Origin of the sequence: Spiroplasma endosymbiont of Cleonymus obscurus, from assembly GCF_964273375.1 — a bacterium.
Taxonomy (GTDB): domain Bacteria; phylum Bacillota_I; class Bacilli_A; order Mycoplasmatales; family VBWQ01; genus Spiroplasma_E.
The window spans coordinates 396,943-422,126 of record NZ_CAXWWA010000002.1 but is presented as its reverse complement, the minus strand read 5'-3'; the positions used below and the strand labels follow the sequence as shown (position 1 = coordinate 422,126).

Below are 25,184 nucleotides of genomic sequence, written 5' to 3'. Positions count from 1 at the left end.
AATCTGTGTAACTTACAAAAATAACTATGTTTAATTAATTCTAGTAAATATAATTAAATGACTAGAAAGAGTGAGTTACAGATGGCTAAAAAAGATAACTTTAATAATAATGATCCAATATCAAAAGCAGTAGATTTATTATTAGAAAATACTGAAGATTTAACAACAGTTTTTAAAGAAGGGGGTTTATATAAAGAATTAACAAAACGTTTAGTTGAAAAAATGTTGAATTCTGAGATGCAAAATTATTTAGGATATGAAAAAAATCAACATAGTAATAGTGACAATGCTCGTAATGGTATAAGTTCAAAAAAATTAATAACTCAACAAGGTAAAATTGAGATTGATGTACCACGAGATCGTAATAGTAATTTTACTCCTGTAATAGTGCCAAAAAGACAGAGAAGATTTGATGGTTTTGATCAACAAGTTCTTTCCTTATATGCAAAAGGTATGACATTATCAGATATTAGAATGCAGTTACAAGAGTTATATCAGGGTGCTGATATTAGTGAAAGTATTATTAGTCAACAAATTACTGATGATGTGATTGATTGATGTCAAAGCATGACAAAATAGACCATTAGAAGGCATTTATCCTATTGTTTATTTTGATTGTATAGTAGTTAAAGTACGACAAGATAAACGCATTATTAACAAATCAGTTTATATAGCTTTAGGAATTGATTTAGAAGGTAAAAAAGATGTTTTAGGTTTATGAATTAGTGAAAATGAAGGTGCTAAATTTTGATTAGCAAATTTCACAGAAATGAAAAATCGTGGCTTAAATGATATTCTTATTGCCTGCAGTGATAATTTAACGCATGTCAGAAGCAATACAATCAGTTTATCTTAAAACAGAACATCAATTATGCATAGTTCATCAAATTAGAAATAGTTTGAAATATGTCTCATATAAGCATAGAAAATCTCTAGTTGCAGATTTAAAACCAATTTATACTGCATGTAGTGAAGAACAAGCAATGCAGGCTTTAGAATCCTTTGAAAATAAGTGAAATAAACACTATCCTCAAATTGCTAAATCTTGATATAAAAATTGAGATAATTTAATGGTTTTTATTAGTTATCCTGCAGAAATTAAAAGAGTGATTTATACAACAAATGCTATTGAATCTGTAAATAGTCAATTACGAAAAATTATCAGAAATAAAAAAGTTTTTCCTAATGATATGGCAGTTTTTAAAATATTTTATTTAGCAATTGAAAATATAACAAAAAAATGAACAATGCCCATTCAAAATTGAAATACAGCAATTGCTCATTTTATGATAAAATTTGAAGATAGAATTAATCTAAACTAGTACTTTGTAAAACAAAGATACACAGATTACATAAAAGCCTCCATTTCATTTATAACGTGGATTTTGAAATGTGTGTCCTATCTCATGTCATATATATATCAACCCTCATTAGGTTTCTTCTTAAATAATGCTTTTCCTGCACCAGTATCAGGATTTGTAATATGTATTTTATTATTAACCTTTCGAGCAATACCATTATATTCTAAATTTAATCCACTAACTGTACTTGTTAATTCATAAACCTTATCTAAACGAGTAAATGTTTCATTAATATTATAGTTATTAGGATCTTCATCTATTCATAATTCTTTTGCAAGTTCCATTTGGAATGTTCCAAAAACATGTTCTCCAATAATTTCAACAAATGGTGATTCTATATTATCATATAACATTTGTTGAAATTCTTCATTTGTTGTTGTATCAACAACAAATGTTGGAACTTCTATTGGATCTTCAACAATAATTTTAGCAAATCGTGAATTAATGTTATTATTTAATGTTTCATTATATTTTTTATTTATTATTTTACTAGTAACAAATGTTGGATCTTCTACTTCTGATTCAGCAGTAATTAATACTTTGTAATCAGTACTTTCACTTTTATTATACAGATATAACATACCTTCTATTTCAGAAATAATAGTTTGATTTTCTTCATTAATAACATACTCTTTTGGTTTTAAACTTTGACCATCATTTAAATTTTTATAACTTCCTCATTGTCCAATAAAAATGCTAAGTAAAGATTCATCATTTTCTAATAATTTTATTGTTATTTTTGATCCTTTAACTACAAAAATTCCTGTTGGAGTAAATTTAGAATGATTAAGTACTCTTTGTTCCTTAGTAAGATTTTCTTCAACAATACCTTGTGCATTAGCAACAACCATTTTTTTCATATTTTTTCTCCTTTATTTGAGATAAATATTTAAAAATTACTATATCTAGTAAATTTCTTTACAAAAATAATTTTAATTATTGACTGATATTTTTTTGATAATTATTGTTTTATATACAAATAATCCAAATACTATCCCGATCAAATATATAAGTTTTATTTTTAATTAAAAAAACTAAAAACTCCTTACAAAAATAAGGAGTAATAATCTATAAATTTTTATAAAATAAAACTTATATATGTAATATAACATTGAAATAATAAAAATACCATAAAAAAATATTTATCAATAATTGTATTAAAAAATACAATTTTATTTAAAATTGTCAACATATAAAAAAGAGAAAACATAAAAATGCTTTACTCTTTCCAAAATTTTCTTGCTTTAATATTTTTAATTAAACAAAAGTAATTAATACCATTGGTGCATTATCACCAGTTCTATTATCTACTTTAATTAACTTTGTATATCCACCTTTACGGTCTTTATATCTTTCAGCAATATTGCCAAATAATGTTGGAATAACACCATCCTTTGGATGCTCTTTAGTTGTAATTTTACGCAATTTAGCAATTGCCATTCTTCTTGAATGCAAATCACCACGTTTAGCTAACGTTACTAAAGGTTCAATAAATGTTTGTAATCTTTTTGCTCTTTTTTCTAACAAAACTAATTTTCCATGAACAATTAATTCACTTGCTAAATTACGGATTTCAGCATCTACTTTAGCACTATTTCTTCCGATATCGTTAATATATGACATTTTTTCTTATCCTCCTTCTTAGTTTTTAATAGAAAACTCTAAATTATGTTTTGATACACAATCTTCAATTTCTTTAATTGATTTTGAACCTAAATGTTTAATTTGTTTAATTTCATCTAAACTTTTAGTTACAATATCACCCAAAGTTTTATAACCATCACGTTTTAAACAATTGTATGAACGAACAGTTAAATTCAATTCTTCTAAGGCTTTGTTTAAATCATTATTTTCTTGCTCATTAGTAATTGAAATAACTTCAAAGTTTTTAACATTATCATCTAAATTAACAAAAAACTCAATATGACTCATTAAAATTTTAGCTGCCATTGCAATAGCTGATGCTGCTTTAACTGAACCATTAGTTTGTACACGAAGAATTAATTTTTCATATTCAATACCCTTTAATGTTTTAGTTACAGGTTCAATTTTATAATCAACTTTTTCAACAGGTGAAAAGTTTGAATCAATAGCAATAATGCCTGAACTATTAGCAATTTCTTTTTTATTTTCCTCAAATGAAGAATAACCACGAGATTTCTTTACCATTAATTCCATTTCAAAAAGAACATTTCTTGAAGTTGTTCGAGCAATAATTAATTCTGGATTAACTACTCTAACATCAGTTGGACAAATAATATCTCCAGCAGTAATATCTTGTTCACCAGTAATACTAATTTTTAAATTAGCAATTTTTTCGTCCTTTTGAATATCACCATCAAAAGCTAAAACTAAGTCCTTAACATTTAAAATTATTTCAGAAACATTTTCAATTACACCTTTAACTGCAGTAAATTCATGAGATACACCACTTATTCTAATTGCATATACAGAAATACCTGGTACTGAAGATAATAATGTTCTTCTTAAGGCATTAGCTAAAGTTGTTCCATAACCACGTTCTAATTGACTCACAATAAATTCACTGTAATTAATAGCACTATTTTCACTGTTTAAACTAAATTTTGGTTTTAAAAATTGTTGTTCCATGTTTTATTTTCACCTACTTTATTTTCTTGGTTTTTTTGGTGGACGACAACCATTATGAGGGATTGGTGTCACATCATTTAAATCTTTGATTTCAAAACCTACTGCTTGTAAACTACGAATTGATGGTTCTCTTCCTGGTCCTGTTCCATTAACAAAAACACTTAAAATTTTAACTCCATGTTCCATAGCAGTTTTACCTGCAGCTTCAGCTGCTAACTGTGCTGAGTGAGGAGTTGATTTACGAGTTCCTTTGAAACCTACTGCTCCAGCACTTGATCAAGCAATAACATTACCATTAAGATCAGTAATAGTAACAATAGTATTATTAAAACTTGCTTTAATAAATGCTTTTGCTTTAATAAAATTAGGATTAACTTTAATTTTTTTCTTTACTGTTGTTTTTATATTCATTATTTTTTTCCTCCTAATTAACTTGCTTTTTTCTTGTTAGCAACCGTTTTACGTGGTCCCTTGCAAGTTCTTGCATTAGTTTTTGTTGATTGTCCTCTGGCTGGTAATCCTTTACGATGACGAATACCACGATAACATCCAATTTCCATTAATCTCTTAATGTTTAAAGACACTTCACGTCTTAGTTCACCTTCAGTTTTATATTTCTTTTCAATTAATTGACTAATTGAACTTAATTCTTTTTCTGTTAATTCATTAATTTTTTTAGTTTCTTCAATTTTTAGTTCTTTTAATATTTCTGAAGATTTGCTGCGACCAATTCCATAAATTCTTGTTAAACCAATTACTGTATGTTGATTTCCAGGAATATTTACTTGCGCAATTCTTCGACTTGCATTATTAGTATTTGATGTCATATTTATTTTTCCTCCTTAATATTTCTATCCTTGACGTTGCTTATGTTTAGGATTTTCACAAATGATTACATTACGTTTTTTACGTTTGATTGGTTGACATTTGTCACAAATTTTTTTAACTGATGCTTGTACTTTCATCATTTTCCTCCTGTTAAACTATTAGTTTTCTTTGTTTTCATCATCTTTATTTATCGGTAAATGTGTAGTAGCCATTCTGTTACGAAAAGTAATTCGTCCTTCAGTTAAATTATAAGTTGATAATTCAACTTTTACATGATCACCTTTGATAATTTTAATTTTATGTGTTTGCATACGACCAGATGGTCTTACAATAGGAGTAAAGTCATATTCATTCAACTTTACTTTAAATCTAGCATTAGGTAAGACTTCTATTACTATACCTTCACATTCAATAGTACTATCATTAGTTTTTTTTACTTTTTGAACTTTGGGTTTAACTACTTGTTTTGGTTTAGCCATTAATTACATTCCTCATTATTTTTTTGATTTTCATTAAGTATTGTTAGTACTTCACATCCATCATTAGTTACTAGGATAGTGTGTTCAAAGTGAGCAGTCTGCTGTTTATCAGCAGCAACTACTGTTCACTTATCACTTAAAACCAGAATTTTATCAGTTGTTGTTTGAACCATTGGTTCAATACAAATTGTCATTCCTGACTGCAATTTTATTCCAGTGTTGGGCTTACCAACATTAGGAATAGCTGGGTCTTCGTGGAGTTTTTTACCAATACCATGCCCAGTATATGATGTTGGTAAATAAAAGCCTTCGCTTTCTACATAAGTTTGAATGGCGTTACTAATATCACCAATTCTAACTCCTGGTGCAATAATTGCTATTGCTTTATTTAATGATTCTTTAGTCACATTAATAAGTTTTGCTTGTTCTGGTGTTGGTTTCCCACCAACACACATTGTAAAGGCAGCATCTGCATGATAACCATTAACAGCAGCACCAGCATCAATTTTCACAATATCATTCATTTTAAAAGGTTTATCATTAGGAATGCCATGAATTAATTGTTCATTAACTGAAACACAAATTGTGGCAGGAAACCCATGATAATTTAAAAAAGAAGGTACAGCATTATTTTCTTTAATAATTTGTGCTGCCACTTTATCAAGTATTTTACCCGTTATCCCAACTTTTATTATCTTTGCTAACTCTTTATGAATAAGTGCTACAACTTGACTAGCGGCTTTGATATTTTGAATTTCACTTTGACTTTTAATGTTAACCATTATTTTTATTTCCTTTTAATGATGATAAATATGATTTAATTTGTTTTTTAATATCACTATTATCTTGGTTGGCATCCACTGTTCTTAACAATCCACGTTCTTGATAAGAATCTACCAATGGTGCCGTTGCTACTTTGTAAGTTTTTAAACGATTGATAATTGTCTTTTCATCACTATCATCAATTCGCTTAATTAATTTTACCCCATCATTATCACAAATACCAGTAATCTTTGGTGGTAGGAAATTAAGATTATAAATTGCTTTACATTGAGGACAAGTAACTCTTGAAGACAAACGTTTAATAACTGTTTCTTCATTAATATCTAGATACAATACCATTGAAAGCGTTTCATTCAAACTTGTTAATACTTTGTCTAATAATGCTACTTGTGAGATTGTTCTTGGATAACCATCAAGAATAAAATTATGTTTAATATTTTTTAAAGTATTACTAATAATCTCATTTGTAATCTCATCAGGAACATATTGACCCTTATTAACATAAGTTTGAGCTTTTTTACCTACTGGTGATTGTTTTGTGATTTCATCACGAAACAAATCACCAGTTGATAAATGCATTAAATTATATTGTTCTTTCAGAAACTGTGACTGTGTCCCTTTCCCTGATCCTGGTGGACCTAAAATAATTAAATTCATCGTTACCCCCTAAGACCATAAGTGTTCTTTAACATCTTTGTTGTCCTTATAATTTAAGAATGAATGTTGAGTAATTCGTCCCTTAATTTGTTTTGTTGTATCTAATGCTACTCCAACCATAATTATTAATCCAGTTCCACCAACTGCTAATGAAGAAGGTAGATTAGTAAATTTAGAAATCAAAAATGGAGTTACTGCAACAGCAGTTAAGAAAAAGGAACCAATCGTACTTAAACGATTTAACATTCTTTTAATATAAATTTCTGTTTCCTTCCCTGGCTGAACGCCAGGAATATAAGTTCCTGATTTTTGAAAATTCTTAGCCATTTGTTCTGGATTAATTTGCACTTGTGCATATAAGAAAGTAAACATAATCGTCATTATAGCAAAAATACTAATTCCCGGCCACGACTGTAAAGATAAATAATTTCTAGCAAAATTACCAAAACCACTATTTTGATCAACAATTTGTGCCACTGTCATTGGAGCAGTAATTAGTGCCGAAGAAAAAATAACAGGAATTACTCCGGCTGAGTTAACTTTTAAAGGTAAATAAGAACTTTTATCACCCTTTAAAGTTAAACCACTACCAGTTTGTTGAATTGGTAAGTGTCGCTCTGATTCACTAAAGAATACAACAACAAGAATAATCAGTAGGAAGGCTGCAAAATAAAGAGCAAATTTTAAAGCCCCTTGAAAAATAACACCGTTATTAGTATCTGGTCCTACTCAATACTTAAAAGTTGAAGCAAAGTTAAATGGTAAATTAGCAGCAATTCCACCAAAAATAATTAGTGAAATTCCATTACCAATACCACGATTAGTAATCTGATCAGCCATTCATAATGATAACATTGTCCCTGCTAGTAAAATAGCTGGAATTAATACATAATAGAAAACTTCTGGTCCGGCTGCTCCCGATCCCGAACTTCAATCAACACTAATAATATGTTGAGATTGTAAGCCAAAGATAGTGGCAAAACCTTGCATAATAGCAAAGGGAACAGTTAATACTCGATTCATTAACTCTAATTTTTTCTTACCTTTTTCGCCTGATTTAGCCCATCTTGTTAAAGTAGGAACAACATCAGTTGATAATAACTGCACAATAATTGATGCAGTAATGTAAGGTGAGACTCCAAGTGCAAAAACAGAAAATCTGCTAATAGCACCACCACCTAACATTGAAATTAAATTAAAGAATTCAATACCACTACTATTACTGCTACTTAAATCTTCATTCAAAGTTACTCCTGGAACTGTAATAAATGCTCCAACACGAAAGATAAATAAAATAAAAATGGTAAATAAAATTCTAATTATAACTTCTTTATACTTTTTTATTAATTCACGGGTTGTTGTGAACACTTAGATCACCTGCGCTTTTCCTCCGGCTTGTTCAATAGCAGTAATTGCTGATTTTGAAAATTTATGAGCTTTAATTGTTTTTGGTGTTGTTAATTTACCTTTACCAAGAACTTTAATACCATCTTTTTTACTTCTAATCAATTTTAATTGAAATAAAAGTTCAGGTGTTATTTCATGCTCTTTAATTAAATCAATTTGTTCTAAGTTAATAATACTATAATTGGTTGTAGTAAAGTTAGTAAACCCTCGTTTTGAAATACGACGGTACAGTGGTGTTTGTCCTCCTTCAAATCCGGGTCTTGTTCCACCACCGGTACGGGCATTTTGTCCTTTTGTCCCTTTACCAGCCGTTTTACCTTTTCCAGATGAAGTTCCTCTACCTAAACGTTTAATGTCTTTACGAGAACCTGGTGTTGGTTTTAAGTTATGTAATGTTGTTTCCATAATCCACCTCTAACCATTACTACGCTTAGTAGTAAGATTTTTATTTTTTATAAAATATTCTGCTGGTTTAACATTGCCAAGACCTGCAATTGTTGCTCTAGCTAAATTAATTTTATTTCTAGATCTAAATGCTTTTGAATAAATATTATGAATACCAGCTAATTCTAAAATATCACGAGCAGATCCACCAGCTTTAATTCCGATTCCTTCTTTAGCTGGTTTTAATAAAATTTCACTTCCACAATATTTACCTTTAACTTCATGAACAATAGAATTATTGTTTTTAGTTATCGTAATTGTTGTTAAATTTTTGTGAGCAGCTTCAATTGCCTTTTTAATTGCATCAGGAACTTCATTGGCTTTAGATATACCAAAACCAACTACTCCTTTACCATTACCAATAGCAACAGCAGCAGAGAAACGCAATCTTCTTCCCCCAGTTGTTACTTTGTTAATTTTTCTGATTCAAATCACTTTTTCAATAAATTCACTTGGAGTTTTTGGTTTACGTTCAAAATTTTTACGTGGTTCACGAACTTTATTTTCTTTTTTATCGTGGCTATTTCTTGGTTGTGATGAATTAGTATATCTAATTTTATTTTCATTACCAGCAGGATTTTTTACTTCTGCTTTAACAGAAGGTTTTGCTACTGATTTTTGAACTTCAGTATTTTCTTTATCATCAATAATTGTTTTTTTATTTTCTAAACTCATACTTTTAATCTCCTTTTTTAGAATTCTAATCCAGCACTACGCGCCGCTTCTGCGAATGCTTTCACTTTACCATGATATAAATATCCACCACGATCAAAAACCACTTTTTTAATTTTTTTCTTAATAGCTAAATTAGCAATTGTTTCTCCAAGTTTAGTAGCAGCATCTATATTGCTTTTTGATGCTAAATCTTTAAATGTTAATGTTGATACACCAATAATTGTATTTGAAGCAGTATCGTCAATAATTTGAGCATAAAAACTATTATTAGATTTAAAGATATTTAAGCGTGGTCTTTCACTAGTACCCATAATTTTACTACGAATACGATAATGACGAACTTTACGAGCTTGTTGTTTATTAATCATTTTCTATTCTCCTTAAGTGCCAGTATAAGATTATTTACCTTTACCAGCAGCTTTTCCTTCCTTACGACGAATGTGTTCATTTTTATATTTAATTCCTTTACCTTTATATGGTTCTGGTTTACGGAATTTACGAATTTTGGCTGCAACTTCTCCAATTAATTGTTTATCAATACCACTAATTTGTAATACTGTTGGTTTAGGAGCAACAATGGTAATTCCTTGCGGAATTTCAAACTTAATAGGATGAGAATATCCTAATGTTAAATTTAAGATATTAGCTTGAACAGCAGCACGATATCCAACACCATTTATTTCTAATTCTTTCATGAAACCTGTTGATACACCAACTAACATTCCATTAATTAATGAATTAGTTGTTCCGTGAAGTTGTTTATTTTTTTTGTTATCATCAGGTCTTGTTGTAGTAATTGTTTTTTTCTCTTCATCAACGTTAATTTTAATAACATTTGGTAATAGTTTTTTTAAAGAACCTTTTGCTCCTGTAACAGTTAACAAGTTACTTGCATCTAGCGTTATTGAAGTATTTACTGGAATGGTAAGGATACGGTTACCAATACGTGACATATAGTTTCCTCCTTATCATACATAAGCAAGAACTTCGCCACCAAGACCAAGTTTTTTTGCTTGTTTATTTGTCATAATACCTTTTGATGTAGAAATGATTGCAATTCCATAACCATTTAACACACTTGGTAAGTCTTCACATTTTGCATACATTCTTAATCCTGGTTTAGATATTCTTTTTAAACCAAGAATTGGACTTTTACCAGTATGAACTAATAAAAGTTCTAATTTAGGTTTGTTAGGATTTTCTTTAGTAACACGATATTTTTCAATATAACCATTTTTTTGCAAGATATCAGCTATCTTAACTAGTTGTTTTGAAGAAGGTACACTAACTACTCGATGTTTACTGCTATCCGCAGCGCTAATAGCATTACGAATAACTGTTAAAATATTACTTATTGGATCTGTCATCATAATTATATACCTCCTATCATGATGCTTTTCTAATACCAGGAATTTGTCCTTGGTATACTAAACCGCGAAAACAAATACGGCATAACATAAATTTACGAATAACCGCATGAGGACGGCCACACTTTTGACAGCGTGTATATGCTTGCGTACTAAACTTTGATTTACGGGCTTGTCTTACTTTTAATGAAGTTTTTGCCATCTTATGCCACCTGCTTTCCTTGTTTTTTAAACGGTAATCCTATTTTTTTTAATAACAATAATGCTGTTGCATTATTTGATGTTGTGGTAATAATTGAGATTTCCATGCCACGAACTTTATCTACTTCTTCATAATTAATTTCAGGGAAAATAATTTGTTCTTTAATACCAACAGTGTAATTACCATTTTGATCAAATGCTTTAGCTGATAAACCTTGAAAATCACGAATTCTTGGTAAAGAAATTGAGATAAATTTATCAAGAAAATCATACATTTTTTCGCCACGTAATGTAACTTTACAACCAATTGGCATTCCTGCTCTTAATTTAAAGCCGGCAATTGATTTTTTTGCTTTAGTGATAATTGGTTTTTGACCAGTAATTTTTGATAATTCAGATACTGATTTATCAATGGCTTTTGGATTACTACTTGCATCTCCAACGCCAATATTAATAACAACTTTTTCAATTTTGGGTACTTGCATTATTGATGTAAAATTTAATTCTTTTTGCAATTGGGGAATAATAGTTTTATTATATTTTTCTTGTAAACGATTCATTTTTATGCTGTTACTCCTTTATTATCGTAATTCTGTTTCAGATCTTCGTGCAATACGAATTTTTTTGCCATCTTTATCAATTTTGTACCCAATTTTTGTTACTTTTTTATCTTTTTTACCATCAAGGATCATTACATTAGAAATGTGAACACTAGTTTTTACTTCCACAATTCCACCTTCTTGATCATTTTGGGTAGGTTTTTTATTTTTCTTAGCAGTAATACCTTCAATAATAACACGATTTTTTTCACGAAGTACTTGGATAATTGGTCCGGTATGACCTTTATGCTTTCCTGCAATGATTTTAATTTGGTCGCCTCTTTTTAATTTAGTATCAAGACTAATAACTGGTTTCTTTTTGCTTGCCATTTATTTCATCCTCCTAAACAATTTCTTCTGCTAAAGAAGCAATTTTATTATAACCACGCTCTTTAACTTCACGAGCCAAGACACCAAATACTCTAGTACCACGTGGCGTTTTATCTTCTTTAATAATTACTACTGCATTATCATCAAATTTTACACAAGAACCATCATTACGTTTTACACCAAATTTACTACGTACGACAACTGCTTTAACAACTTGTCCTTTTTTCATTGCACTATTAGGTGTTACTGATTTTGCTGAACAAACAACAATATCACCGATTTTAGCAAATTTTTTAGTACTACCACCCAAAACTCTAATAACCATAACTTCTTTAATACCAGTGTTGTCAGCCACATTGGCTCACGATAGATTTTGTAACATCTTTCTTATCCTCCTGGTTAATTAAGCTTTTTTATTTGTTTTAGATTCAATAATCTTTAACAAACGGAAGCGTTTTAGAGCTGAAAGTGGACAAGTTGAAATGATTTCAACCTTGTCACCAATTTTAGCTTGGTTAGTTTCATCATGGGCATGATACTTTTTAGTTGACTTAAAACTTTTATGGTACATTGGATGTCATTTTGAAGTTTCAACAACAACAGTAATTGTTTTATCATTTTTGTCAGAACTTACAATTCCAACAAAAGTTTTACGTTGTTTGCTTGGAATAATATTTGTCATTATTCTTTGTCCTCCTTAGCTGGTGTCACAGTTTTCTTAACTGTAGGTTTTTTAGATGGTTTTTCTACTTTAGTAGTAGTAACTTTTTTAACTTCTTTGTTTGATGATTTTGCTTTAGTTGTTTTTTCAGTAACTTCTTTTTTAGCAATTTTATCTGATTCTTTAATAACTTCTGATTTAGTTATTGTTTTAACTTTAATATCTTTTTTATCATCAACTTTAGCAACTTTTTTAGTTTTTTTGCTTTCTTTATTTTCTTCTGGTAATACCATTTTATTAATATATAATGGTTTGATTTTTTCACCATTATTAATTCTGATAGTTAATTCAGTTTTAATACGAGCAATATCCTTACGAAGATTATTTATCATATGCGGAGTTTCTAGTTTACCTAACGAACTTTGAATTCGTAAAGCAAACAATTGCGCACGAAGAGTTTCTTCATGTTGTTGTAATTCTAAAGTTGATTTATTTTTAATTACTTGCATTTCCATTTGCTTCACCCAATTCTGTTGTTAAATTTTTAGCAACCTTTACTTCTTCTGTTGGTTTTATTTCTCTAGTAACAATTTTACATTTGATTGGCAACTTGTGCATTGCAAGACGCAATGCTTCACGTGCTGTTGCTTCATTAGGATATGATACTTCAAACATAACTGTTTTTGCTTTTACTACTGAAACTCAATGATCAATTGAACCTTTTCCTGATCCCATACGTACTTCCGCTGGTTTTCTAGTAATTGGTAAATGTGGAAAGATTCTAATTCAAACTTTTCCACCACGTTTCATGTAACGTGTCATTGCTACTCTGGCTGCTTCAATTTGTCTTTCAGTAATGTAAGAACCTTCTTCAGCACGAAGTCCGTAAGTTCCAAAAGCAACTGTTTTACAACCTTTTGCAGTTCCTTCATAACTTAAACGGTGGACGCAAGAGTGTTTATATCTCTTAGGTATAGCCATCTTACTTTACCTCCTTACGTGGTTGTTGTGAGTAATTATTTCGGCGATTGTTATTATTTCTTTGATTATATTTTGAAATAATTTCAGGTTGAGTTGAGTCAGTTCCTGATAAAATTTCACCTTTATATACTCAAACTTTAATACCAATTTGACCAAAAGTTGTTTTTGCCTCAGCAGTAGCATAATCAATATTACTACGTAATGTTGCTAAAGGAACACTACTTTCTGAATAACCTTCAACACGTGCCATATCCGCTTCACCAAGTCTTCCTGAAACACGAGTTTTAATTCCCTTTGCTCCAGCACGAAGTGCTTTACGAATTGCTAATTTTTGTGTTGTACGATGTGACATACGATTGCTTATTTGTTGTGCTAATGTATTAGCAATTGTTTGCGCATCAATATCAGGATTTTTAATTTCAACAACATTAATTCTAATACCTATTTTACGATTTTTAATTGTTTTACGAACTAGTGTTGTTAATACTTCAATGTTTGAACCGCCTTGCCCTAAAACTGAACCAACACGAACACAGTGGATAAATAAGGTAATTTGTGATTTAGTTCTTTCAATTTCAATTTTAGAAACACCAGAAGTTTTTAAATGTGCAAATAGTGCTTTTCTAATTTTGTGGTCTTCTAAAATTCATTTTGCTAAATCTTCGTTACTAGTTGTATATCAACGTGATTGTCAATCTTTATTGATACCATATCTTAATCCATTTGGACTAACTTTGTGACCCATATTACTTATTTACCTCCTAATTATCGCTAACCACGATAGTGATTTTGCTTGTTCTTTTTAAGATTTGATATGCTCTACCATGAGCACGGGGCATAAATCTTTTCATAGTTGGACCTTCATTTACAAATATTTCCTTAATACGTAATTTGTTGGCTTCCATTCCATAGTTATTAGCAGCATTAGCAACTGCTGAATTAATTAATTTTATAATTGGCTGTGCTGCGCGTTTTTTTTCATGAGCTAGAATTACTAGAGCTTTGGCAACAGCATTATCACGAACTAAATCGGCTACTAAACGCACTTTTCTTGGACTAATGCGTAATTTATCTAAATGAGCTTTTGCTTCCATAATTTCTATCTCCTAACGCTTTTTCTTGTCAGAACCGTGACCACCAAACTTACGTGTGGGTGCGAATTCTCCTAATTTATGACCAACCATATCTTCTGTTACATATACAGGTAAATGTGTTTTGCCATTATGTACACCGAATGTATGTCCAACAAATTGTGGGAAAATTGTTGAACGACGAGATCAAGTTTGAATAATTTTTTTTGATTTATTTTTATTTTGAGTTTCCACTTTGTTTAATAAATGACTATCAGCAAAGGGTCCTTTTTTTAAAGATCTTGACATATATTACTTTCCTCCTACTTTGTTGCATTTCTTCTTCGTACAATTAATTTATTTGATGCTTTTTTACTATCACGAGTTTTTAAACCTAATGCTTTTTTACCTCATGGTGTTACTGGAGCTTTTCTTCCGATTGGAGCTTTACCTTCTCCTCCACCATGTGGGTGATCATTTGGATTCATAACACTACCACGAACAGTAGGTCTAATTCCTTTTCAACGATTTCTTCCCGCTTTACCAATGTTTACTAAGTTATAATCATCATTTCCAACTGTACCAATTGTAGCTCGACAATTACTTAATACTTTTCTAACTTCACCTGATGTTAATTTTAATAATGTATACTTAGCTGTTTCATCACGACCAAGAATTTGAACACTACCACCAGCACTTCGTGCCATTTGTCCACCTTTACCTGGTTTTAATTCAACATTATGAACAACTGTTCCTTGTGGAATCTGTGATAATGGTAAACAGTTACCAACAGTAATATCAATTTTAACAGTATCACTGTTTTCACCACTTAATAACTTATCTCCTACTTTGATTCCTTTTGGTGCTAAGATATAACGCTTTTCACCATCAAGATAAGAAATAAGACAAATGTTAGCATTACGATTTGGATCGTATTCAATTGTTTTAACTGTTCCAACTACATTGTCTTTGTTACGTTTAAAATCAATAATACGGTATTTAACCTTATGACCATTACCTTGATGTCTTACTGTAATTTTACCTTGATTATTTCTACCAGCTTGTTTAACTAAATTTACTAATAAAGATTTTTCAGGGCTATTACCAATAGTTAAGTTCTGTTTGTAATCCAGAACGGTCATATTACGTCTTCCTGCAGTAGTGGGATTAATTTTTCTAATTGCCATTGTTTTTTTCTCCTTCCAATCTCATTAGCTTTGTTCTTCAGAACTAAACAAACTTAATTGTTCACCAGGAGCTAATTTAATAAGAGCTTTTTTTACTGCCGATGTTTTTCCAACAAATCTACCAACAGTTTTTGTTTTTGGTTTACTATTAATAATATTAACGTCTGCTACTTTAACTTCAAAAATCTGTTCAAAGGCTTTTTTAACGTGACTTTTATTAGCTTTACGGTTAACAGTAAATGTATAGATACCTTCAGCCATTTGTTTATAAGTTTTCTCAGTTAATACTGGTTTTACTATAACTTCACTTAAATGCATATTAAATTAAAGCCTCCTCAACGATTTTAATTGCCTCAGTAGTAAACAATACTTTTTTAACATTTAATAAATCGTAAATATTAATACTATTAGCAGCGATTGTTGTTGTTCTAGGTAAATTACGACCTGATTTAATAACTGTTTCTTTATTGCTTATTCCTGAAACAATTAGTGTTTTATTGTTTGCTAATTCTAAAACTTTTAAAGTTTCTAACATAATTTTAGTTGAAGGTTTTTCAAAGTTTAATTCATCAATTACAACTATGTTTTTATTTTGGAATTTGGCAGCCAATGCTGATTTTATTGCCAATCTTCTTACTTTTTTTGGTAATCCAATTAAATAATTACGATCAGTATTTGGTCCAAAAACAATCCCCCCACCTTTTCATTGTGGTGAACGAATTGAGCCTTGACGCGCATTCCCTGTTCCTTTTTGTTTTCATGGTTTTCTACCACCGCCAGCAACTTCAGCACGACTTTTAACAGCGTGTGTTCCTTGACGTTTTGTAGCATTATAACTTAATAAACTATCAAACTGCGCTTGCTTGTGGGGTTCAATTCCTCAAATTTTTTCGTTTAAAGTTAATTCGCTAACTTTTGTTCCAGCGTTGTTAACAACATTAATTTTCATTTTGCTATCCTCCATAATTAACTTTATTGACCATCAGTAACTTCGGTTGTAGTATTTTGATTTCTAACAACTAATGATACTGGGGTTTTGAGAATTGGTTTTTTAACTGCTTGTTTAATAACAAGAAAGCCTTGTTTTGGTCCTGGAACTGAACCTTTTACTAAAAGATAATTATTTTCTTTATCTACTTTAATAACTTCTAAGTTAGCAACACTACGTTTAACATTTCCCATTTGCCCTGGCATTGGTTGTGATTTAAACACACGGTTAGCATTAATAGAACCTGTTGAACCCATTTGACGATGTAAACCTGATCCATGACCCATTGGACCACGTGATTGATTATGACGTTTAATACGTCCTGTAAATCCTTTACCTTTAGAAGTTCCTTGGACATCAACGAATTCACCTGCTGTGAATACGTCAGCAACATTAATAAGATCTTTATGATTAAATCCGTTCATGTTACGAATTTCTTTCACGAAGCGCTTAGGTTGGCTGTCGGCTTTTTTAAAGTGTCCGATTGTTGGTTTGTTTGATAAAGTAACGCGAAGATCGAACGTTGCAAGTTGTAAACTACTATATTTGTCTTTTACATTTGTTTTAACTTGACTTACTACATTTGGTTGTACTTCGATAATTGTTACTGGAACTAGTTGTCCGTTGTTTAAGAAAACTTGTGACATTCCTAGTTTCTTACCTAAGATTCCTTTCATAATTTCCTCCTTGGAATATGTTGTAAATAATTAATATTTATCGATTTTAATAATTTTTTTTATTAATCTTTTTTGATACTTGATTTAAAGTTGATTTTTTTTCATCTTTAGATTCGATTATCAAAGAGATACTAACACTATTAGGGATAGTAAGTCCACTTAGAGCATTTAAAGATTTTGGTGATAATTGAGCACCAATAATTCTTTTGTGAGTTCTCTTTTCAAATTGTTCACGTGAATCTTTATGTTTATGCGGTGAACGAAGAATAGTGAAAATTTCTTTATGAGTTGGTAATGGAATTGGACCTACCACTTCAGCACCTTCTTTTTTTAACACATCTTTAATTTTCTGTGCTATTTGGTCAATAGCTGAGTGATCATAACTTTCTAAACGAATTTTTACTTTGTCTCCTATGATTGCCATTGGCTATATCCTCCTTAGAACGATTTTTAATAAAATAAAGAACAAAACATGTGATATAATGACAACTGATATCAGTGTATCAGCATTTATAAATAACAATCACGCCTTGTAAGTATAACATAGTGTAATGGTAAAAGGGAATAGCAAAATACAAAAAAAACAAAAAAAATAATGGGTTTTTTGTTCATAATCTTTTAACTATTAATTTAGTTGTAAAAAATAAAGATTTTTATTAAAAAAATAATAAAATACCGTTATTTTTTTATTATTTTCTTACTTTAAAAAAGTAAAAGGTAATATATAATTATAATATTTCACAAAATTTATTTAAATAAAAATATTACATGATATAAATATAATAATGAAATTCTTTTGGCAAAAGATATTTAAACTTCAATTTTGATATAATTCTAAAATTAGTAAGTTACACTTTTATAACAACTATGTTGATTAAATTAGAAAAGGAATTACAATGAGAGTAAGAAATAAACCATGAGCAAAAGAATTTATTTTAACACATAATAATTTATGTATTAATGATCCCTATAATTACAAAGGGAAATGAAATAAAAAAATATTTCAAAATAAAAATCCAATCAATATTGAAATTGGAAGTGGCAAAGGAAATTTCATTATAAATCTTGCTAAACAAAATTCAAATCAAAATTATATTGCTATTGAAAAAAACATTTCTATTGTAACTATACTATTAAAAAAAATAATTGAAAATAAATTATGTAATTTAAAAATAATTATAGAAGATGCCATAAATTTAAAAGAACTTTTTGCCAATAATGAAATTAATAAAATTTATTTAAATTTTTCTGATCCATGACCTAAAAAAAGACATTTTAAAAGAAGATTAACATACCAAAAATTTTTAGAAATATACAAAAAAATTTTAATAAAAAATGGACAACTTCACTTTAAAACAGATAATAATAATTTATTTAATTATTCACTTTTGGAATTTCAAAAAAATAAATGAAATTTATTAGAATATACAATTAATCTACATCAAGATAATAATATAATAAAAAATGATGAAGCATTTATTAAAACTGAATATGAAGAAAAATTCATTAAACAAAATAAAAATATTAATTATTTATTAATACAAAAAAAATAAAATTGAAGTTTAAACTTCAATTTTATTAAAAAAAGTTAATGATTAACTAAGAACCTGTTTAAAATCTTTTAGAGAAATAGGGTAAAATGATTATATATTTTAAGATAAGAGGTATATATGCGTAAAAATTATCCTAGTAATGTTAGCAAAGAGCAATTTGAAAATATAAAATCAATTTTAGAAAATACTAAAAAGAAAACAAAACCAAGAAGCTTAGATTTATATGAAGTATTTTGTGCAGTTTTATATGTATTAAAAAGTGGTTGTCAATGAAGAATGTTACCAAAAGATTTTCCAAAATGACAAATTGTATATTATTATTTTCAAGTTTGAAGTAAAAATAATGGTAAAGAACCTAGTGTATTACAATTAGTTTTAAAAAAAATTAGTCATGGCATTTCGTATCAATAATGGTAGAAAAGAACAAAATAGTTTTTGTATAATTGATTCACAAAGTGTTAAAAATACAGATACTACTAAAAACAAAGGTTATGATGCTGGTAAAAAGATTTCAGGAATAAAGCGTCATATTGCTGTTGATTCTCAAGGTTTACCACATGCAATTTACATAACCACAGCAGAAAAAACAGATCGTAACAGTGCTATAATAATGATTGAAAATGAAAAAGAAAATCTTTCTGCAGTTCAAAAAATACTAGTAGATGCTGGTTATACTGGTGAAAAATTTGCTTCTAAAATTAAAACAATCATAAATGCAAATGTTGAAGTTATAAAACGTAATGAATTACATTCTTTTGTAGTATTACCAAAAAGATGAGTTGTAGAACGAAGTTTTGCATGATTAGAAAAATGCAGAAGATTATGAAAAAATTGTGAAAAAAAATTAAATACTAGCTTACAAATGGTTGTTCTTGCCTTTATTTCAATTTTATTGAAAAGATTTTAAACAGGTTCTAAGATTATATTGATATTAAACTATAAAGATTTTTCATCAAATGTTACATTTAATTTTCCACCCTGTGAATCTCAAGAAATAGGTAAATTTAAAAAAACAGTTTTTGGGTTATCAGGATTATCTGTTGAAATAATTGAATAAGTGTTAGAACCAATTTTAAGTTGTTCTTTATAACCATTATCAACTAAAAGTTTAATCAAATCTTTAATAGTATAGTCACTTTTACTTCATTGACCCGTTTGTGATCAATAATATGAAAAACTAATAGTATCAGTTAAATTTACTGGATAACTAATTTTTCCTTCATTATGATATGTTCCTTGCTAAATAGTATATAAAACTGTTCCTATTGAATGTGATTTTAATTTAAATGATTGACTTGGATTAGTTAATGTTTCACTATCAGTAGTAGTTTTAGTTCCTTGTTGCTCTGAACCAAATTCAGCACTAGTTTCAACATCACTTTTACCAACTCAAGGAATTTTAAATTCAGCTTTAACTTTAACTCCAATTTTTTCTAATGTTTTTCAAGAAAAAGTATTAGTATTAGTAATAGTTTTAGATTGTGATTGAGTTTGATAAATTTGTTCGGTATTAGAACTATTAGTATAAATGTCTTGAAAAGAATCTACTATATTTTCATCTTTAGCAACAGTCTTTATTGGTTTTAAAGTACCTTCTTTGCCAGTAAAATATTTATCATATTCTTTTTGAATCAAATCCTTCATGGAAATTGGTATTTCATAATTACCATCTGCTACTCATCCATTTTTTGAAATAATTGTATTATTAATATCTTTAATAATATTTTCCATATTATCTGGTGGATATCAAGTAAGTCCATTCTTTTTTGTTTCATGTTTTATAGAAGTATCAGCAGAAGTACAAGCAACTACATTTGTTACTGTTACTGTTGAAAATCCTAAAATAGACATTAATGATAATAATTTCCGGGCGGTTGTCAAAGTTACGAAATAATTTATTATCATATTAGTAACTTATTTCCAAAAATGAATTATTTGAAAAATAATGAAAATTAGATAAAATTACTCTCTTTTCTTAGAACCTGTTTAGAATCTTTTTAATAAAACTGAAATAAATGAAAGAACAACCATTTGTAAGCTAGTATTTAGTTTTCTTTCACAATTTTTTCATAATCTTCTGTATTTTTCTAATCAAGTAAAGCTTCGTTCTACAATTCATCTTTTTGGTAATACTACAAAAGTATGTAATTCATTGCGTTTTATCACTTCAACATTTGCATTTATGATTGTTTTGATTTCAGAAGCAAATTTTTCACCAGTATAACCAGCATCTACTATTATTTTTTGAACTGCAGAAAGATTTTCTTTTTCATTTTCAATCATTATTATAGCGCTATTACGATCTGTTTTTTCTGCCGTGGTTATGTAAATTGCATGTGGTAAACCTTGAGAATCAACAGCAATATGACGTTTTATGCCTGAAATCTTTTTACCAGCATCATAACCTTTGTTTTTAGTAGTATCTGTATTTTTAACACTTTGCGAATCAATTATACAAAAACTAGTTTGTTCTTTGCGATTATTGTTGATACGAACTTTTTTAACTAATTTTTTTTAAAATTAATTGCAATACACTAGGTTCTTTACCATTATTTTTACTTCAAATTTGAAAATAATAATATACAGTTTGTCATTTTGGAAAATTTTTTGGTAACATTCTTCATTGACAACCACTTTTTAATACATATAAAATTGCACAAAATATTTCATATAAATCTAAACTTCTTGGTTTTGTTTTCTTTTTACTATTTTCTAAAATTGATTTTATGTTTTCAAATTGTTCTTTGGTGACATGACTTGGATAATTTTTATGCATATATACCTCTTATTTTAAAATATATAATCATTTTACATTATTTTCGAAAAGATTCTAAACAGGTTCTTAAAACATTAAATTTATATTTTATATTCGACGTATTTAAAAAAAATAAAATATACATTTTGTAAGTTAAATTAAAATTATCAACAAGGAAAAAGACAAGAAATAATCTTGTCTTTTTTTGTAATTGTAAAATTTTAAAATTTTTAATAACAATCTTTAGCACTATTATCAACACGTGTTAGGAAACTAAAAAAGTGAACTACAACACAGTTGTTAAAAATAGTAGCTAGCATGTGGACTTGCATGGATAAATAAAAAGTGGAGTGATACCTAATAAAATATACTAACCATTAATGGTAATTCTTGGGGTGGGAGCGAATTGGAAACTAGTATATATAGACCTGTTGTAGGGACCTATTGTATTAATTCTATTCTTTATTTAACCAACCTTGCCACTCCCCAGTGAGCAAGTGTTGGTTTTATTTTTTATTTTTTTTGAAAAATTTTTTTGGGCGAGAAAATAAATTTCAAACTTGTAAAAAAAATTCATAATTTATTTTTGAGCCCAGAATTACTCGAATGAATAAAACGAATAGTATTAATAATCTAAAAATCAAAATATATGTTCTTTATGCTAGAAGCAACAGAACATATTAGGAAAGGATTATTATGGCATTAGAAATTCTTGATTATGAAGCAATAAGAAAGGTTTGTAATAAAATTAAAAAAAGAAGAAAAAGATGTGTTGAATGTAATGAATTATATCAAGATGACAAAATCCAAATGCTTTATCGCTTTAAAACAGAATTAGAATCAGAACAACACGATATTAGAAAATTTGAAGATGATTATGATATTGCTGAACATTTAGATTATACAAACCAATATGGATATGTTTGTGATTGATGTAGAAGTGATTAATTATGCAAATAGAATTTAAAAAAGAACAAATTATTAAAAATAAACCACAATCTATTCTTATTGATTATGTTGAATATAAATTATCACTTCCAAAATGAATGATTAAAAATAATTCTTTTATTGTTGATAACAGTTACACATATTGAGTTTTTAATTTAGAAAATATTAAAAGAGAATTAAGTGGTAATGAATTAATAAAATTATTAGAACCATATATTTCTGAACAAAAAATAACTGTTAATAAACCAATTACTCTAAAAGAATATTATCTTAATGATATAAAACTTGAACCACTAACATTTTATGGATAGCATAATAGTTGATTTATGGGTGAAATAACAGATAACAAAACTAAAATTACTAATCCTTGTTTTAAATATAACATTACATGAGAAGAAAACAGAAAAGGTTTTAAAATAAATAATCCATATAATCATAATGATTTATCAATTAATTATATAGTTACTTCTTATAAAGAAATTTCAACTCATAATGAAAAAGTATTTTTGTTGAACATGTAAACAAAATAAATTAGATTATTTATTCTTTAATACTAATGATATAAAAACAAGAAAATATTTTCTAAGAGATAAAAATAGTAAAGCAATTTGTTATGACTGTATTTTAAATATTAGGTTAAGTAGGAGGTATAAATATGAATAAAGAACAAGAAATTAATTCATTAAAATTAGAAATAGAACTACTTAAACAAAATAATGACAGATTATATAACGGTTTATGAAAAAAAATTGATAACTTTATTGATAAAGCAAAATTCATTACATATTTAGAAAATAAAATTGAAAGTGATGGATATAGAAGTGCAAATAATGATGCAATATATTATTCATTAATTCAAAAAATCAATAGTGGAGAATTTGATTAATAATGCAATATGACTTAATTATTGGTATTGACCCCGCTGGTATTGGTAATAATGGAATTGTTATATATTCAAATGAAACTAATAATATTGTTTTTAATGAAACATTTAATATATTAACTGTTTTATGAACTAAAAATATGTATAAAGAAAAATTTCAATTAATTAAAGAAAAATTTATTGATAAAAAAATATTAGTTATTGTAGAAAATTTCTTTTTAAGTTCAAAACAATTATTAACTAATCCATTAGCAACTCCTAAAATTATTGGTGCTTTAATGGTATTAGTACAAGATGTTTTTAACTGAGATTATCTAGAAAACCACCCAAAAAATAAAAATAAAATAACAAATTATAAAGGAAATATAAAATTAACAAAACATGAACAAGATGCATATAAGCATATTCAATACTATTTAAGGAATTATAAAAATGAAAGATAAAGCCAATTATGTCAAATTAACAGTAAAACTGAGCAACACTATTGAAGCAAAATATTACGAAAAAGGTAATAAAGAATTATATTATAGTGTTCGAGGTCAGTGAAATGGTTTAAACTATGTTACTTTAATTTTTAACAACCCAAAATTTTATAGACGCTGTATTTTATTAAACAAAAATGATGAAATTTTAGTAACTGGTCAAATTTTTAATACTTTAAATATTCCTAAAAATCGTGCATTTTGTTCAATTAATGTTAAATGATTTAAAAAATGAAAAGAGTAAAAAATGATATTATGAAAAATTTTATTAATAGTACCAATATTAATAACAATTATAACACTAATAATATTTTTAATATTTATTATTAAAGAATTAAAAAATGAATATAAAGTTTTAAAATTATTAAATTCAATTGCAAAAAATTTAGAAAAAAAATAATCAAATAAGGAGAATAAATAATGAAAAAAGAAAATAGAGTAAATAAAAGTGTATTACGTAAATATATAACAGATTTAATGTTTAAGTATAAAGATAAAGCAGATTCAATCTTAGTTTTACATGAAATATTTTTATGATTAAATGAAAGTTGAGTTGATAATAATGAATAGATGTACATTTACTCAAATTACTAAATTTACTAGTTTAATACTACCAGATGATGAACACTTTGAACAAATACAATGTGAAAATATGACAGAAGAGCAATTTGATTAATATGGAAGAGTATATTGTAAAGAACATAGAATTAAAGTTGATGAAATTAATAAATCAAGACATAAATCAAGACATAAAAATTGTATTAATAAAGAAAAATTAATTAAATATATTAATGATTTAATTGAATTAGAGCCAGCACGGAGAACGGATGTAACATTATTTATCTTAAATAAACTAATAGAAAATGGTGATTTTGATAATGAATAAAGAAAAAATACTTAAATATATGAAAGATATAATTAAATGAACTAAAAAAATTAATTATACAAACTCTGATTTTGACAAAAATATTTTAAATTTATTAATTGAAAAAATAGAAAAAGGTGAATTTGACTAATGATAATATTGCCTACTTTATTTGAAAATAAAGATGAAATTGAAATATTATCACCATTTCCAAAAGAAATTCATACAAGTAATGATATTAGAGCAATTATTTTAAGACAATACCCAAATGTTAAATCAAAACATATAATTGTTTCTGACCCCGAAAGTAATGTTGCATTAATAGTTGGTGATAATGATGTTTATCAAGGTTGAATTAAAGTAACAATTAAAAAATTAGAAAATTAAAGGAGA

At 27.7% G+C, this 25,184-nt stretch carries 44 protein-coding genes and 2 pseudogenes; 13 read left to right on the top strand and 33 right to left on the bottom strand.

Features of this window, described 5'->3' with window-relative positions; translation table 4 throughout:
* The first annotated feature begins 81 nt into the window (after positions 1–81).
* Positions 82–1,322 (top strand): annotated as a pseudogene (locus ACI2WJ_RS02950) (IS256 family transposase).
* 77 nt (positions 1,323–1,399) lie between these two features.
* Here ACI2WJ_RS02950 and ACI2WJ_RS02945 read toward each other — a convergent pair.
* The 30 genes and pseudogenes from ACI2WJ_RS02945 to rpsJ all read right to left on the bottom strand — a co-directional run.
* Positions 1,400–2,221, bottom strand: a complete 822-nt coding sequence (locus ACI2WJ_RS02945) for a M60 family peptidase N-terminal accessory domain-containing protein (RefSeq protein WP_400254785.1) — start codon at positions 2,219–2,221, stop codon at positions 1,400–1,402.
* 397 nt (positions 2,222–2,618) lie between these two features.
* Positions 2,619–2,984 (bottom strand): 50S ribosomal protein L17, encoded by a 366-nt coding sequence (gene rplQ, locus ACI2WJ_RS02940; RefSeq protein WP_252319218.1) that lies wholly within the window; start codon positions 2,982–2,984, stop codon positions 2,619–2,621.
* Between the two features lie 18 nt (positions 2,985–3,002).
* Positions 3,003–3,971, bottom strand: coding sequence for a DNA-directed RNA polymerase subunit alpha (locus ACI2WJ_RS02935; protein WP_338958153.1), 969 nt, complete (start codon positions 3,969–3,971; stop codon positions 3,003–3,005).
* An 18-nt stretch (positions 3,972–3,989) separates the two neighbouring features.
* Positions 3,990–4,382, bottom strand: coding sequence for a 30S ribosomal protein S11 (gene rpsK, locus ACI2WJ_RS02930; protein ID WP_252319229.1), 393 nt, complete (start codon positions 4,380–4,382; stop codon positions 3,990–3,992).
* 17 nt (positions 4,383–4,399) lie between these two features.
* On the bottom strand, positions 4,400–4,798 hold the full coding sequence (gene rpsM / locus ACI2WJ_RS02925) for a 30S ribosomal protein S13 (RefSeq protein ID WP_174480910.1): 399 nt from the start codon (positions 4,796–4,798) through the stop codon (positions 4,400–4,402).
* A 24-nt stretch (positions 4,799–4,822) separates the two neighbouring features.
* Complete coding sequence (gene rpmJ / locus ACI2WJ_RS02920) at positions 4,823–4,936, bottom strand: 50S ribosomal protein L36 (protein WP_174480911.1); 114 nt, start codon at positions 4,934–4,936, stop codon at positions 4,823–4,825.
* A gap of 21 nt (positions 4,937–4,957) precedes the next feature.
* The gene (infA, locus tag ACI2WJ_RS02915) at positions 4,958–5,278 is read right to left on the bottom strand and encodes a translation initiation factor IF-1 (protein WP_348774424.1); all 321 of its coding nucleotides are present in this window, start codon (positions 5,276–5,278) and stop codon (positions 4,958–4,960) included.
* The gene (gene map / locus ACI2WJ_RS02910) at positions 5,278–6,060 is read right to left on the bottom strand and encodes a type I methionyl aminopeptidase (protein ID WP_400254784.1); all 783 of its coding nucleotides are present in this window, start codon (positions 6,058–6,060) and stop codon (positions 5,278–5,280) included. Before map ends, infA begins: the two co-directional genes overlap by 1 nt.
* Complete coding sequence (locus ACI2WJ_RS02905; protein WP_400254783.1) at positions 6,053–6,718, bottom strand: adenylate kinase; 666 nt, start codon at positions 6,716–6,718, stop codon at positions 6,053–6,055. The genes map and ACI2WJ_RS02905 overlap by 8 nt, the downstream gene beginning before the upstream one ends.
* 9 nt (positions 6,719–6,727) lie before the next feature.
* Positions 6,728–8,086, bottom strand: coding sequence for a preprotein translocase subunit SecY (secY, locus tag ACI2WJ_RS02900; protein ID WP_400254782.1), 1,359 nt, complete (start codon positions 8,084–8,086; stop codon positions 6,728–6,730).
* Positions 8,087–8,530, bottom strand: a complete 444-nt coding sequence (gene rplO / locus ACI2WJ_RS02895; protein ID WP_174480916.1) for a 50S ribosomal protein L15 — start codon at positions 8,528–8,530, stop codon at positions 8,087–8,089.
* A 9-nt stretch (positions 8,531–8,539) separates the two neighbouring features.
* Positions 8,540–9,244, bottom strand: a complete 705-nt coding sequence (gene rpsE / locus ACI2WJ_RS02890; RefSeq protein WP_400254781.1) for a 30S ribosomal protein S5 — start codon at positions 9,242–9,244, stop codon at positions 8,540–8,542.
* 17 nt (positions 9,245–9,261) lie between these two features.
* A complete protein-coding gene (gene rplR / locus ACI2WJ_RS02885; RefSeq protein ID WP_174480918.1) occupies positions 9,262–9,612 on the bottom strand; it encodes a 50S ribosomal protein L18 in 351 nt (116 codons plus the stop codon).
* Positions 9,613–9,642: 30 nt separating this feature from the next.
* Complete coding sequence (rplF, locus tag ACI2WJ_RS02880) at positions 9,643–10,197, bottom strand: 50S ribosomal protein L6 (protein ID WP_252319239.1); 555 nt, start codon at positions 10,195–10,197, stop codon at positions 9,643–9,645.
* Between the two features lie 12 nt (positions 10,198–10,209).
* Positions 10,210–10,614 carry a 30S ribosomal protein S8 gene (rpsH, locus tag ACI2WJ_RS02875; protein ID WP_400254780.1) on the bottom strand — a complete coding sequence of 135 codons (405 nt, stop codon included), beginning with the start codon at positions 10,612–10,614 and terminating at the stop codon, positions 10,210–10,212.
* Between the two features lie 13 nt (positions 10,615–10,627).
* Positions 10,628–10,813, bottom strand: coding sequence for a type Z 30S ribosomal protein S14 (locus tag ACI2WJ_RS02870; RefSeq protein ID WP_174480921.1), 186 nt, complete (start codon positions 10,811–10,813; stop codon positions 10,628–10,630).
* A 1-nt stretch (position 10,814) separates the two neighbouring features.
* Entirely contained in the window at positions 10,815–11,372 is a 558-nt protein-coding gene (rplE, locus tag ACI2WJ_RS02865; RefSeq protein WP_338958174.1) for a 50S ribosomal protein L5, read from the bottom strand.
* 21 nt (positions 11,373–11,393) lie between these two features.
* Positions 11,394–11,741, bottom strand: coding sequence for a 50S ribosomal protein L24 (gene rplX, locus ACI2WJ_RS02860; RefSeq protein ID WP_252319242.1), 348 nt, complete (start codon positions 11,739–11,741; stop codon positions 11,394–11,396).
* A gap of 13 nt (positions 11,742–11,754) precedes the next feature.
* The gene (gene rplN / locus ACI2WJ_RS02855; RefSeq protein WP_174480924.1) at positions 11,755–12,123 is read right to left on the bottom strand and encodes a 50S ribosomal protein L14; all 369 of its coding nucleotides are present in this window, start codon (positions 12,121–12,123) and stop codon (positions 11,755–11,757) included.
* 21 nt (positions 12,124–12,144) lie between these two features.
* On the bottom strand, positions 12,145–12,423 hold the full coding sequence (gene rpsQ / locus ACI2WJ_RS02850; RefSeq protein ID WP_400254779.1) for a 30S ribosomal protein S17: 279 nt from the start codon (positions 12,421–12,423) through the stop codon (positions 12,145–12,147).
* Complete coding sequence (rpmC, locus tag ACI2WJ_RS02845; protein ID WP_400254778.1) at positions 12,423–12,917, bottom strand: 50S ribosomal protein L29; 495 nt, start codon at positions 12,915–12,917, stop codon at positions 12,423–12,425. Before rpmC ends, rpsQ begins: the two co-directional genes overlap by 1 nt.
* Positions 12,898–13,383: a 50S ribosomal protein L16 gene (rplP, locus tag ACI2WJ_RS02840; RefSeq protein WP_281748520.1), complete on the bottom strand. Its 486-nt coding sequence runs from the start codon at positions 13,381–13,383 to the stop codon at positions 12,898–12,900. The genes rpmC and rplP overlap by 20 nt, the downstream gene beginning before the upstream one ends.
* Position 13,384: 1 nt before the next feature.
* Positions 13,385–14,128, bottom strand: a complete 744-nt coding sequence (gene rpsC / locus ACI2WJ_RS02835; protein ID WP_338958185.1) for a 30S ribosomal protein S3 — start codon at positions 14,126–14,128, stop codon at positions 13,385–13,387.
* Positions 14,129–14,144: 16 nt separating this feature from the next.
* The gene (gene rplV / locus ACI2WJ_RS02830; protein WP_174480929.1) at positions 14,145–14,477 is read right to left on the bottom strand and encodes a 50S ribosomal protein L22; all 333 of its coding nucleotides are present in this window, start codon (positions 14,475–14,477) and stop codon (positions 14,145–14,147) included.
* Between the two features lie 12 nt (positions 14,478–14,489).
* Entirely contained in the window at positions 14,490–14,762 is a 273-nt protein-coding gene (gene rpsS / locus ACI2WJ_RS02825) for a 30S ribosomal protein S19 (RefSeq protein ID WP_174480930.1), read from the bottom strand.
* A gap of 14 nt (positions 14,763–14,776) precedes the next feature.
* The gene (gene rplB, locus ACI2WJ_RS02820; protein ID WP_400254777.1) at positions 14,777–15,640 is read right to left on the bottom strand and encodes a 50S ribosomal protein L2; all 864 of its coding nucleotides are present in this window, start codon (positions 15,638–15,640) and stop codon (positions 14,777–14,779) included.
* Between the two features lie 24 nt (positions 15,641–15,664).
* Positions 15,665–15,958: a 50S ribosomal protein L23 gene (gene rplW, locus ACI2WJ_RS02815; RefSeq protein WP_252319250.1), complete on the bottom strand. Its 294-nt coding sequence runs from the start codon at positions 15,956–15,958 to the stop codon at positions 15,665–15,667.
* A 1-nt stretch (position 15,959) separates the two neighbouring features.
* A complete protein-coding gene (gene rplD, locus ACI2WJ_RS02810) occupies positions 15,960–16,589 on the bottom strand; it encodes a 50S ribosomal protein L4 (RefSeq protein ID WP_400254776.1) in 630 nt (209 codons plus the stop codon).
* A 23-nt stretch (positions 16,590–16,612) separates the two neighbouring features.
* Positions 16,613–17,305 carry a 50S ribosomal protein L3 gene (gene rplC, locus ACI2WJ_RS02805; protein WP_174480934.1) on the bottom strand — a complete coding sequence of 231 codons (693 nt, stop codon included), beginning with the start codon at positions 17,303–17,305 and terminating at the stop codon, positions 16,613–16,615.
* A 115-nt stretch (positions 17,306–17,420) separates the two neighbouring features.
* Positions 17,421–17,723 (bottom strand): annotated as a pseudogene (gene rpsJ, locus ACI2WJ_RS02800) (30S ribosomal protein S10); the annotation flags it as partial.
* Between the two features lie 478 nt (positions 17,724–18,201).
* Here rpsJ and trmB point away from each other — a divergent pair.
* Both trmB and ACI2WJ_RS02790 read left to right on the top strand, forming a co-directional pair.
* Positions 18,202–18,858, top strand: a complete 657-nt coding sequence (trmB, locus tag ACI2WJ_RS02795; RefSeq protein WP_400254775.1) for a tRNA (guanosine(46)-N7)-methyltransferase TrmB — start codon at positions 18,202–18,204, stop codon at positions 18,856–18,858.
* A gap of 117 nt (positions 18,859–18,975) precedes the next feature.
* Positions 18,976–19,765 (top strand): IS5 family transposase gene (locus tag ACI2WJ_RS02790; protein WP_400254774.1). Its coding sequence is split into 2 segments (ribosomal slippage): positions 18,976–19,236 and positions 19,238–19,765, totalling 789 coding nucleotides; the frame shifts between segments, so codons are not numbered across the junction.
* A gap of 29 nt (positions 19,766–19,794) precedes the next feature.
* Here the strand turns inward: ACI2WJ_RS02790 and ACI2WJ_RS02785 are convergent.
* From ACI2WJ_RS02785 to ACI2WJ_RS02775, 3 genes are all read right to left on the bottom strand, one after another.
* Positions 19,795–19,974, bottom strand: a complete 180-nt coding sequence (locus ACI2WJ_RS02785; RefSeq protein WP_400254773.1) for a hypothetical protein — start codon at positions 19,972–19,974, stop codon at positions 19,795–19,797.
* A 123-nt stretch (positions 19,975–20,097) separates the two neighbouring features.
* Complete coding sequence (locus tag ACI2WJ_RS02780; RefSeq protein WP_400254772.1) at positions 20,098–20,763, bottom strand: ETX/MTX2 family pore-forming toxin; 666 nt, start codon at positions 20,761–20,763, stop codon at positions 20,098–20,100.
* An 81-nt stretch (positions 20,764–20,844) separates the two neighbouring features.
* Positions 20,845–21,634, bottom strand: a protein-coding gene (locus ACI2WJ_RS02775; RefSeq protein ID WP_400254771.1) for an IS5 family transposase whose coding sequence is annotated in 2 segments (ribosomal slippage) — positions 20,845–21,372 and positions 21,374–21,634 — 789 coding nt in all. Because the reading frame shifts where the segments join, the coding sequence is not laid out codon by codon here.
* Positions 21,635–22,309: 675 nt separating this feature from the next.
* Here ACI2WJ_RS02775 and ACI2WJ_RS02770 point away from each other — a divergent pair.
* From ACI2WJ_RS02770 to ACI2WJ_RS02725, 10 genes are all read left to right on the top strand, one after another.
* A complete protein-coding gene (locus tag ACI2WJ_RS02770) occupies positions 22,310–22,561 on the top strand; it encodes a hypothetical protein (RefSeq protein WP_400254770.1) in 252 nt (83 codons plus the stop codon).
* Between the two features lie 2 nt (positions 22,562–22,563).
* Positions 22,564–22,872 carry a hypothetical protein gene (locus ACI2WJ_RS02765; RefSeq protein ID WP_400254769.1) on the top strand — a complete coding sequence of 103 codons (309 nt, stop codon included), beginning with the start codon at positions 22,564–22,566 and terminating at the stop codon, positions 22,870–22,872.
* 15 nt (positions 22,873–22,887) lie between these two features.
* Positions 22,888–23,082: a hypothetical protein gene (locus ACI2WJ_RS02760; protein ID WP_400254768.1), complete on the top strand. Its 195-nt coding sequence runs from the start codon at positions 22,888–22,890 to the stop codon at positions 23,080–23,082.
* 134 nt (positions 23,083–23,216) lie between these two features.
* The gene (locus tag ACI2WJ_RS02755) at positions 23,217–23,447 is read left to right on the top strand and encodes a hypothetical protein (RefSeq protein ID WP_400254767.1); all 231 of its coding nucleotides are present in this window, start codon (positions 23,217–23,219) and stop codon (positions 23,445–23,447) included.
* Between the two features lie 2 nt (positions 23,448–23,449).
* On the top strand, positions 23,450–23,887 hold the full coding sequence (locus ACI2WJ_RS02750) for a hypothetical protein (protein WP_400254766.1): 438 nt from the start codon (positions 23,450–23,452) through the stop codon (positions 23,885–23,887).
* Positions 23,877–24,170 (top strand): hypothetical protein, encoded by a 294-nt coding sequence (locus ACI2WJ_RS02745; RefSeq protein WP_339047687.1) that lies wholly within the window; start codon positions 23,877–23,879, stop codon positions 24,168–24,170. Before ACI2WJ_RS02750 ends, ACI2WJ_RS02745 begins: the two co-directional genes overlap by 11 nt.
* Positions 24,171–24,173: 3 nt before the next feature.
* On the top strand, positions 24,174–24,326 hold the full coding sequence (locus ACI2WJ_RS02740) for a hypothetical protein (RefSeq protein ID WP_400254765.1): 153 nt from the start codon (positions 24,174–24,176) through the stop codon (positions 24,324–24,326).
* A gap of 20 nt (positions 24,327–24,346) precedes the next feature.
* On the top strand, positions 24,347–24,496 hold the full coding sequence (locus tag ACI2WJ_RS02735; RefSeq protein WP_338987125.1) for a hypothetical protein: 150 nt from the start codon (positions 24,347–24,349) through the stop codon (positions 24,494–24,496).
* Positions 24,497–24,804: 308 nt separating this feature from the next.
* Positions 24,805–24,942, top strand: coding sequence for a hypothetical protein (locus ACI2WJ_RS02730; protein ID WP_338959467.1), 138 nt, complete (start codon positions 24,805–24,807; stop codon positions 24,940–24,942).
* Positions 24,942–25,178, top strand: a complete 237-nt coding sequence (locus ACI2WJ_RS02725) for a hypothetical protein (protein ID WP_400254764.1) — start codon at positions 24,942–24,944, stop codon at positions 25,176–25,178. The genes ACI2WJ_RS02730 and ACI2WJ_RS02725 overlap by 1 nt, the downstream gene beginning before the upstream one ends.
* Positions 25,179–25,184: the final 6 nt, after the last annotated feature.